Genomic DNA, 9,339 nt, shown 5'->3' with positions numbered 1-9,339 from the left:
AAATTAGATTTTTAAAGAGCATCCCCAAGGCTAGCTCGGGTAAAATGGCATTAAAGCAAAAATGTGAACTAAAGCATCTTTGCCGTTTCGCCATATCAAAGTTTGATCGTGTGCACATTGTACGAAAATAAAATGATAATGATTATCAAATGCAAAAAGACTTTCTGCAAATTTATGGTTTTTGCCACAACAACTCTCATTAGTAAGCACGCTATGGGTTTTTGCGGTAGTTGATAGTTTTGTTAACTTTATTGTAATTGTATGACAACACTTTTAAATCAGTGTTTGTTAGATTTTGTATTTTGATGTGAGCTTGCTGCTAAGAGCATGCTGTTGCTAAGACTATGGTGAGGAAAAGATTAGATTATGTTGGTCTTAGCGGTGGGGATAGCAAAATGCCGCTATTAAAGCGGCATTTAGAAGAGTGTTTATTTGGCAACCTTAGATGCTAAGGTGGGTACCAACGCATTAGATGCTAAGGTGGTTGCTAACGCATTAGATACTATGCATTAAGAACAAGGTATTAGATGTTGACTGATCTGATGCGTGCCTTCTTTTTAGCAATACGCTCTGATCGAGTGTCGAGATAGTTCTTGCCAGCAATTAAGAAAGCTAAAACAAAGAAGCCTCCTGGAGGCAAAATAGCTATCAGCACTGAAAAGTCTGGGTTGTAAAGGTGTACTTCAAGATCTTTTGCCCATGGACCAAGTAAGTCAGCCGCACCAACAAAGAGGGTGCCGCTACCTAAGATCTCACGAATAGCACCAAGCGCAAAAAGAACTAAGGTAAAGCCGATACCACAAGCAATGGCATCAACGGTGGAGCGTAAGAGATTATTCTTGCCAGCAAAGGCCTCAGCGCGACCCATGATGATACAGTTAGTAACAATCAGGGCTAAGTATATGCCAAGTTGTTGATAGAGCTCAGGGAAGTGGGCCTCAATCTCAAAGCGAACTGCAGTTACTAAAGAAGCGATCACCACTACATAGATTGGGATACGAATCTCTTGTACCACTACCTTACGGATGATGGAGATAACCATAGAGCTTAGTACCATAACTAAGATAGTAGCTATACCTAAGCCTAAGGCATTAGCAGCTGAGGTGGTTACAGCAAGCAGTGGGCACATACCTAAAAGCTGGCAAAGACCTGGGTTATCTTTCCAAATTCCTTTGATAAAGATCTCCCACAGCGAGATTTGCTTTTGCACTGGGGCATCAGGCTGTAATTTGCCTTCAACTTCAATGTGATCTTTCATAGTTTGAATCTCTTAGAGACTGTTGCTAGCAGCTATTTGTAGCTACTTGTATTCATGTGGTCTCTTTTGTTGAGGCACCGTGTTGATGGTGCCTGAAGCTTTAATTCTTTGGCAAATATGATTAATTGCTTGGCTTGCAATCTTTGAGTGACTCAAAGTCAATCTTTTGCATGGCCTTGAGAAAATCGTGAGTGGCTAAAGCAACCGCTCTTGAGGTAACTGTAGCGCCAGTGATGTAGTCAAAATCACCACCAAACTTTTTCACGTCCCACTTTGCATCATCGATGCTCAGATTGTCATACATATCAAGGTAGGTGCCTTTCTTGCGATCGAGCTTGTCACCAATACCAGGTGTCTCTTTGGAGACCATAAAGTCAATCTTGCTAATGCGCATATTGCTATCTACAGCGCCAATCATGATGAGCGGATTAGAGTATCCACGATTGGTGGAGTAGTTGGAGATATAGCCAAGTACCTTGCCAGTTTCATCTTGCGCAATATAAGCACGCATGTTCTTACCAATGAGCTTGTCAGAAATAAGCTTGCAACGGTAAGTGATCTTGCCTGTTGCCTCTTTCTGAGCATTAGGCAGCATCTTGTTAACTAACTCTTGCTCATAGCGTACACGATTAGCTTGGATATGCTCTTCAGTATCAGCCTGAACATAGAGCACACCAGCGGTACATAACACCGCAATTACCGCTAAGCTAATGCCGGAGAAAATGGCGCGGGCGTTTGGTTGTGAGTTAAACATGGTTAATCAAGACCTCCTGTGCGATATCCAATACCAAATGGACGACGCTTGGTCATAACATCCATGAGTGGGGCTAAACAGTTGCCCAGCATAACGGCAAAGGCAATAGAGTCTGAGTAGCTACCATTGATACGCATGATTACAGCTAAGACACCAATAAATGCAGAGAGAATAATGCGTCCTTTAAAGGTGCCACAGGTAGTAACTGGATCAGTGATGATGTAGAAAGCACCTAACATGGTACCGCCCATGAGTAAGTGTTCTACAGTAGTAATAGATAAGGCTGGATCATAGTGATGCCAAATAGCGGCAGTTGCTGCCACTGCGCCCAAGAAAGCTAAAGGAACTTGGAAGCGGATACAGCCAGTGAAAATTAAGATAAGGCCACCAAGAACGTAGGCACCACCAAGCCAGGCATAAGCCATGAAGCTAGGGCCGGTAAAGTCAACGTGAGGTACGCTCTCAACAGTTTCTGCCTTTCGTGAAGTCTTGATGCTCTCTAAGAAGGTAGCGCCAGTGAGTGCATCAGCAGTAAAGCGGCCTTCAATGGCAATAGTAGCTTGCTCTTGCAGACGCTCTTGCTCACGAATCATCAGTTCATTGCTAGTGTCGTGGGCGTTAGCAATGATCTCATCTTGCATGTGCACAGATTGACCAACCTTAGCGGCGTTTTCGTTCTTGGCTGTAGCTACGTCCTTAGCAACATCATTAGCTTTAGCGATCTGAACTTCAGCGCTAGTTGCTTCTAACTTGGACTCATCCTGTGCAGTCTCATTGTCCTCAGCGGCGCTAGCAGCCATGGCTGCATCGTTAGCAACTTCATCCTGAGTGTTTACTACTTCATCAGATGCAGCGTTATTTTCTGTAGCTGCCTCTTGTACAGGGGCGGCAGTTTCTTGAGAAGCAGCAACGTCCTTTGCAGTGGCTGTGTCTTCTGTAGCAGCAACGTCATCTGCAGTGGTGGTTACTTCTGCCTCAGTTGACTCAGTGTCGGCTGTGGTCTCTACATTAGCCTCAGTTGAGTCAGTGTCGGCTGCGGCAGTTGCTTCATCTGCAAGTGAGGTGTTTTCGTTGTTTGGCTCGGTAGAGTCTTGACCGTTAGCATCTGGTGATTTGATCTTGTCGGCATCGGCATCAGATGCGGCTGCGGCTGCAGCTGTTTGTTGTTGCTTTTGTGCTTCAGCTTGAGCACGGTCTTGAGAGATCTGGGCCATAGAGTGCGAAACTTCGTACTCGTTTTGGCGGTTAAGATCTTTGATCTCTTTAATCAGTACCTGAGGATCAGCACCAGCAAAGACCACATCTAAAGTACGCGATGGAGTGGCTACATACATAGCGCCAGGGGTTGGGGAAACCCAAGTGCTGTAGAAGATGCCAGGGGCAGAGATCACCAAGAAGATAAATCCAGACATGGCTGGATTGAAGATGTTCATGCCCAGACCACCAAAGCACTCACGTACCAGCAACATAGCAAAAGCAGTTGCCATAACAGTAAAGTACCAAGGCAGCAGTGGTGGCAGTGTAAGCGCCAGTAAGAGTGCAGTTACTACACCTGATGGATCTCTAAATACATGCTTAATTCGGCGGTTACGCATGAGAGCTGTCAGCACCTGGCAAGCAATTGCTGTGATGCTGGCGATAATGAATTGAATAAGCGTACCGCTGCCAAAGAAGTAGGTCATAACACCCACCGCAGGGATCAGTGACACAATCACAGTCATCATGATGCGGGTGGTGCTCATTTGGCAGTGCAAGTGCGGTGCAGGCTCGATGCCTAAGTTTTGCTTCGCACTTTGAACAGAAATTTGCATTGGTTAATCCTGTTTTCAGGGAACTGCGTATAGCTTTAGTTATTTAAGATAGCTGCATTACTTACAAGGCAACTATCTTTGTTCACATCGCTACACTGTGCTTATCTAATCAAGCAAGCCTCTTTTATACCAAGACTTGCTCTTGCAAATTAAGGCTAGTACTTACTAGGCCTTAGAGCTGTTATCTTCTGAAGATTGCTCACTGTCAGGTGGTGGTAAATCCTTACGACGCAAAGCAGTTGGAATCTTCATCTCCTCTTGCTTACGCTCCTCAGGTGCAGTCAAGTACTTCTTAGCACGTGGACGGCTCTGTGGGATGTAAACACCTTCTGCAGGAGGGTTTTCAACCTTACGTACGTCAGGATCCTGATTTTCAGGAGCAGGGTAGTGAATAAGAGGCTCAGCATGCTTAGTAACAGCTGCACGACGGATAGCAAACGGTACTACCTTATCTTGATCGATTTGTGCTGCTTCTTTAGCAACCTCAACGTCAGCTTCAGCCTCTTCCTTGTCATTGCGGCTAAGCTTACTTAAGACAGAGGTTGAGGCGTTTGCAATGGTTACTGATTCATCAGACAGTCTTTGTGAAGAACGACCGCTATCAGAACGTGATGCTGCAGTATCTTGCGCCATCATAGCAGCGTAGAGCATGCCATCCTTAGTCTGACTCATCATGGCACTGGCCTTAGCCTTGCCACTTTGAGCAGAGTCGCTATCTGCAGTGCTCTTGTTCTTCTCAACTGCACCCTTAGTCGAGCTGATGTTTAAGCTATCTTTAGTTGAGCTCTTGTCACTCTTGTCGGTCTTGGTAACCTCAATTGGTGACTTAATTGAGCTAATCTTAAGCGCTGGAGCTGCGCTGCTATCAGTACTGTTAGTAGCTAAGGTAGTAACTGGGTTTACCACATGCTTAGACTGACTTTCGTCAGATGCAGTGCTCTGATTGTTCAGATATGGATTAGTTGCATTGTTTGCAGCTGCAGCAGCTCTCTTAGCAGCGGCTCTTTCACGGGCAGCAGCTACAGCGGCAGCACGCTTTTGAGCGATCTCATCATCACTTGCATTAGCGTCATTACCCTTTTGTGCAGCAGCACGAGCTAAAGCAGCCTCACGACGCTTACGACGTTGCTCTTCTTCCTTGGCAATACGCTCATTACGTACAGCAATACGCTCCTGGGCACGCTGATTACGCTTTTGGTTATCATCGAGCAAGTGTAGGATCGCCATTTCCTTACGGAATTGAGCAGTTAAAGGAATGCGTGATGGGCAAACATAAGAGCAGCAACCGCACTCGGTACAATCGAGCATGCCGCAGCTCTTGGTCTTCTTATGTTGACCTGCACGAGATAAGGCATACAGATGGTATGGAGTAAGGCGGCTTGGGCATACACGAGCACAACGACCACAACGAATGCAGTTCATTGCCTCAGGTTGCTCTTCAATTTCTTTAACTGAAGGTACAAAGACGCAGGTAGCACTCTTAGTAATTGGTACGTCGATAGATGGGAGAGTAAAGCCCATCAGTGGACCACCCAAGATGATACGCTGTCTTCTTTCAGGATTTAGCTTATAGGCGTTAAGAACAAATCTTACTGAGGTACCTAAGCGCACTAAAGCATTACCAGTACGACCTAAAGTCTTGCCATCAACGGTAATCACGCGCTTAATGAGTGGCACACCGTCGATAACGGCCTGCTTAATCGCATAAACAGTCTCAACGTTATCAACCACAATACCGCACTCAGAGGTGTGTTCAGAGTATGGGATCTCAATGCCAGTACAGATCTTAATTAAGTTACGGGCTGCGCCAGATGGATAGATGGTTGGAATAACTCTTACCATAACGTCATCGGCAACAGCTGCCTTCATAGCATCAATGGCCTTAGGCTTATTGTCCTCAATAGCGACAATGGTGACCTTAGGATTGAGGATCTTACGAACTACCTCGATACCCTTGGCAATATCGGCAGCCTTTTCTTGCATCAGACGATCGTCGCATGTGGCTACTGGTTCGCACTCAGCACCATTGACGATGAAGATATTGCAATCGCCCTTTGCATCCTCAACCGCTGCACCGATCTTGGCTGCAGTTTGGAATTGAGCACCACCAAGACCCTCAACGCCAAAAGAGCGAATGCGCTCTAAAAGCTCTTGTGGGGTCTTGTTTTCCCAATCTAACATTGGCTCGTCTGGTACTTTCTCATCTAAGCCGTCAGGCTTGATGGTAATGCAGCGACCGGCAAAACCTGAAGGGTGTGGCAATACCTGCATGGAGATACTGGTGATCTCACCTGAGGTAGATGCATGCAGTGGCACATTACGATTGCCACCTGGACGAGTTAATGGCTGACCAGCTTTAACGTGATCGCCAGTTTTAACCAAGATCTCACCGCCCTCGCCTAAATGACGCTCTAAAGGCAAGGTAATTAAGGATGGGATATCGATCTCTTCAATGGCGCAATCAGAGGTTGATTTACGCTCATTGGTTTTAATTCCGCCGAAGAAGCTCCAGAGCTTACCACGCAGGATTTTGTCTAATTGCTTAGAAAAAGGCATGACTAATTTCCTTTGAAGCGTATGGATTCCAACTCCCAATTGAAGTTGGCGGTAGTAGGCTCAAGACGGACCATTTCGATACAGTCAACAGGGCATTTGTTGACGCATTCTGCGCAGCCAATGCATTCGTTTTCAATGATGGAGTGAACCACTTTAGCTTTTCCCTTAATCGCATCAACAGGGCAGTGACGAGCACACTTAGTACAACCGGTACATAGGCTCTCGTGAATGATGGCTACTGTACGTGGGGTAAAGATAGCATCATCAGATTCATCAGTAGGAACAGATACACCTAAGATCTCAGCAAGAGTGTCGACGGTGTCCTGACCACCTGGAGTGCACTTGTTACATGGTGCGGTGCCGTTGGCCATGGCCTCAGCGTAGGCGCGGCAACCAGGGTAGCCACATTGGGCGCATTGAGCACCTGGTAGAGCCTTTTCAAGCTTCTGAGCAGTATCGTCACCTGAAGAACCTTTTGAACGAGCCAAGTATGACAGTACGATGCCGAGCAAGAACAATGCTCCTGCACCGTATAGCAAAAAGCTTAATTCGTTATCACCAATCATTGAACGATACTCTCTATTAAAAAAACTAAAGAAAGCCAGCCAACTACAAAAAAACACCGCCATTCAAGCAACACGGTATCTTAATTTTTTAAAACAGAGCTGTCTTTAGCATCAAGACTGCTGCCACATCATTAAGTGGCGTTGGTGCCTTAAAACAAACACCAAAGAGCAAGAACAAATAACTTACTATCAATGAGTAAGATACGATTTGAAGGCTATAAGCTCGTATTACATTACCGAGCCAGTAAAGCCTGCAAAGCCCATGAAAGCTAATGACATAAGTCCAGCGCTAATGAGGGCAATGGCAGTACCTTTAAACGGTGTTGGTACATCGTTAATAGCAAGACGTTCACGCATAGCTGCAAACAGCAGTAACACCAGAGTAAAACCAGCACCAGCGCCTAAGGCATAGACCATAGAGTTAACTAAGGTGTGCTTTAAAGAGCTATTAAGAAGCACTAAACCTAACACGATGCAGTTAGTAGTAATCAAAGGCAGATAGATGCCTAATGCCTGATACAGGCTATATGAGGTCTTGCGGATGACAATCTCTACTAGCTGTACTGCAACAGCAATAATGATGATGTCGACAATCAGGTCTAAAGAGGTTAGGCCTAATGGGATCAGCACAAAGTTGAACGCAAGATTACAGATCAGCGCAGAAAGTACGAGCACAAAAGTAGTTGCTCCGCCCATGCCTAAGGCTGCAGAAAGCTGATTAGATACGCCAATAAATGGACAAATACCTAAGAAGCGAACCAGCACAAAGTTATTCACGATGGCAGCGCTGAAAAAGAGGATTAAAGCATCGACCATAGGTTTTGTTCTTCTTAATTAAAGCTACGCGTTAATAAAGAGCGCACTTTAATACAGGCAATGGCATCAAAAAAAAATGCCCCCAAACGCCTAAATAGGCTTAGCAATGATGCTATGGGCTAAAACATGCCTTTGCGTTGTACTTTTAGTGATACGTAGCTATGCATAGATGCAAGTCATGAGACCATTTAAAATGAGGCACTCATTGCATCGAGAGCTTACAAAACAATGGCTTAGATTGAATCAACCATTGCTTAGCGTAAACTTGATCTTGATCCTACTCGGACTCAAAATCGCCTCATTTTACTGCAAAGACTTTGTTTTGACTAATCGAGGTCATTCTGTTGCGTATTTTATGCAATAGAAAAAGGCCTAAGCTATGAGCTTTTGCCCACCATACAAGATGGTTAGGATAGGGAAACTAAAGCGATACATATCGCATTAGTTGACGGTAACTGACATACAAAGCAGCCCCATAAAAGCACAGCCAATTGGGCATAAATTATCATTTGAAAGTAAGTCAGTCCTCTTATCAATTACGTTGCATCAGAAACAATCAAAAACGTCGGTACATTTGCACATACTTACTAAAAAAGGTAAGGCAGCAATCATTGTTCGAGCAAAACGAAGAGGCATCAAAAAAATAATAGCTCCTCGCGGCCATACTATCTGGTTTATTAACCTAGTTCAAAGTAGTGCACAGCGTGATCAAAATATGTCAAATAAGCCTCTTTTAGAGGCATAAATAGCAAAGATATAGTGCTTACTTTCACGTGCTTTGTGACGCCCTTATAAGTATGGAGTTTTAGTATGAAAAAATGCTGCATAACTTCAATAGAGCGCTTGCGCCTCTAATTAGGTTGGTGATAATGAAACTATCAGGTTTCGATTGATTACAGCTAATTAGCAAGAGAATCACATGGCAGCATCAGCTAAGAAAGAATCAAAGGTTAAAGAGCAGGATGGTAAGAAGCCTGCTAAACGTGGTTGTTGTCGTAAAGCAGCAAGCGCTGCAGACAAAAAGCCTAAAGATCAAGCAATGGAAGTAAAGACCAAGGTCGCTACCAAGACAGCTACCAAGACAGCTAGCAAGAGTGCCTGCAAGTCAAAGAGCTCAGCTTGCAAGAGCAAGGCTAAAACTGAGGCATCTGAAAAAGTTGTTGCTACCAAGGTAAAGACTGCCTCCAAGAGCAAAGCCTCAGTTGCTAAAACCGAAGTTGCAAAAGCAAGCAAGAGTGCCAAGCCAAAGGCCACTGCCGAGAAGGCTGCCGCAACTTCAAAGGCTAAAGTAACTCCAAAAGCTAAAGCAGCTCCAAAAGCAGCCGCAGCTACAATTACCAAAGAGACTAAGTCAAAAGCCACCAAGGCTACTAGCGCTACAGCAAAGGCTGCAGATAGCAAAGCAAGCAAAACAAAAGCTACAGCTACCAAGAGCACTGCAACCAAGGCAAAGGCGACAGCCACTAAGGCGGCTACTAAGAGCACTGCAACCAACGCAAAAGTTACTGCCTCTAAGGCGGCTACCAAGAGCACTGCAGCCAAGGCAAAAGCTACTGCTACTAAGGCGGCTACCAAGAG

General features: G+C 45.0%; 7 protein-coding genes. 1 reads left to right on the top strand and 6 read right to left on the bottom strand.

The features are described from left to right. Positions 1-523: 523 nt before the first annotated feature. The 6 genes from H524_RS0111085 to rsxA form a co-directional block, all read right to left on the bottom strand. Positions 524-1,258, bottom strand: a complete 735-nt coding sequence (locus H524_RS0111085) for an electron transport complex subunit E (RefSeq protein WP_084281765.1) — start codon at positions 1,256-1,258, stop codon at positions 524-526. Between the two features lie 121 nt (positions 1,259-1,379). After that, positions 1,380-2,012, bottom strand: a complete 633-nt coding sequence (locus H524_RS0111080) for an RnfABCDGE type electron transport complex subunit G (protein ID WP_027940262.1) — start codon at positions 2,010-2,012, stop codon at positions 1,380-1,382. Between the two features lie 2 nt (positions 2,013-2,014). Next, positions 2,015-3,823, bottom strand: a complete 1,809-nt coding sequence (locus tag H524_RS0111075) for an RnfABCDGE type electron transport complex subunit D (protein ID WP_027940261.1) — start codon at positions 3,821-3,823, stop codon at positions 2,015-2,017. Between the two features lie 165 nt (positions 3,824-3,988). Next, the gene (gene rsxC / locus H524_RS15575) at positions 3,989-6,379 is read right to left on the bottom strand and encodes an electron transport complex subunit RsxC (RefSeq protein WP_052339074.1); all 2,391 of its coding nucleotides are present in this window, start codon (positions 6,377-6,379) and stop codon (positions 3,989-3,991) included. 2 nt (positions 6,380-6,381) lie between these two features. Next, positions 6,382-6,891, bottom strand: coding sequence for an RnfABCDGE type electron transport complex subunit B (locus tag H524_RS0111065; protein WP_169726153.1), 510 nt, complete (start codon positions 6,889-6,891; stop codon positions 6,382-6,384). 282 nt (positions 6,892-7,173) lie between these two features. Continuing rightward, positions 7,174-7,761 (bottom strand): electron transport complex subunit RsxA, encoded by a 588-nt coding sequence (rsxA, locus tag H524_RS0111060; protein ID WP_027940259.1) that lies wholly within the window; start codon positions 7,759-7,761, stop codon positions 7,174-7,176. Positions 7,762-8,680: 919 nt separating this feature from the next. Here rsxA and H524_RS15570 point away from each other — a divergent pair. Continuing rightward, a partial coding sequence (locus H524_RS15570; protein ID WP_052339072.1) for a hypothetical protein occupies positions 8,681-9,339 on the top strand: 659 nt, incomplete at its 3' end.

It is taken from the genome of Anaerobiospirillum succiniciproducens DSM 6400 (assembly GCF_000482845.1).
Classification (GTDB): domain Bacteria; phylum Pseudomonadota; class Gammaproteobacteria; order Enterobacterales; family Succinivibrionaceae; genus Anaerobiospirillum; species Anaerobiospirillum succiniciproducens.
Note: the sequence above shows the minus strand (reverse complement) of the source record. Positions and strands in the feature narration are given on the sequence as shown.

Bases quoted from the DNA above. Each gene is read 5' to 3' on its own strand.
- H524_RS0111085 (WP_084281765.1), bottom strand. From the start codon at position 1,258: ATGAAAGATCACATTGAAGTTGAAGGCAAATTACAGCCTGATGCCCCA.
- H524_RS0111080 (WP_027940262.1), bottom strand. From the start codon at position 2,012: ATGTTTAACTCACAACCAAACGCCCGCGCCATTTTCTCCGGCATTAGC.
- H524_RS0111075 (WP_027940261.1), bottom strand. From the start codon at position 3,823: ATGCAAATTTCTGTTCAAAGTGCGAAGCAAAACTTAGGCATCGAGCCT.
- rsxC (WP_052339074.1), bottom strand. From the start codon at position 6,379: ATGCCTTTTTCTAAGCAATTAGACAAAATCCTGCGTGGTAAGCTCTGG.
- rsxA (WP_027940259.1), bottom strand. From the start codon at position 7,761: ATGGTCGATGCTTTAATCCTCTTTTTCAGCGCTGCCATCGTGAATAAC.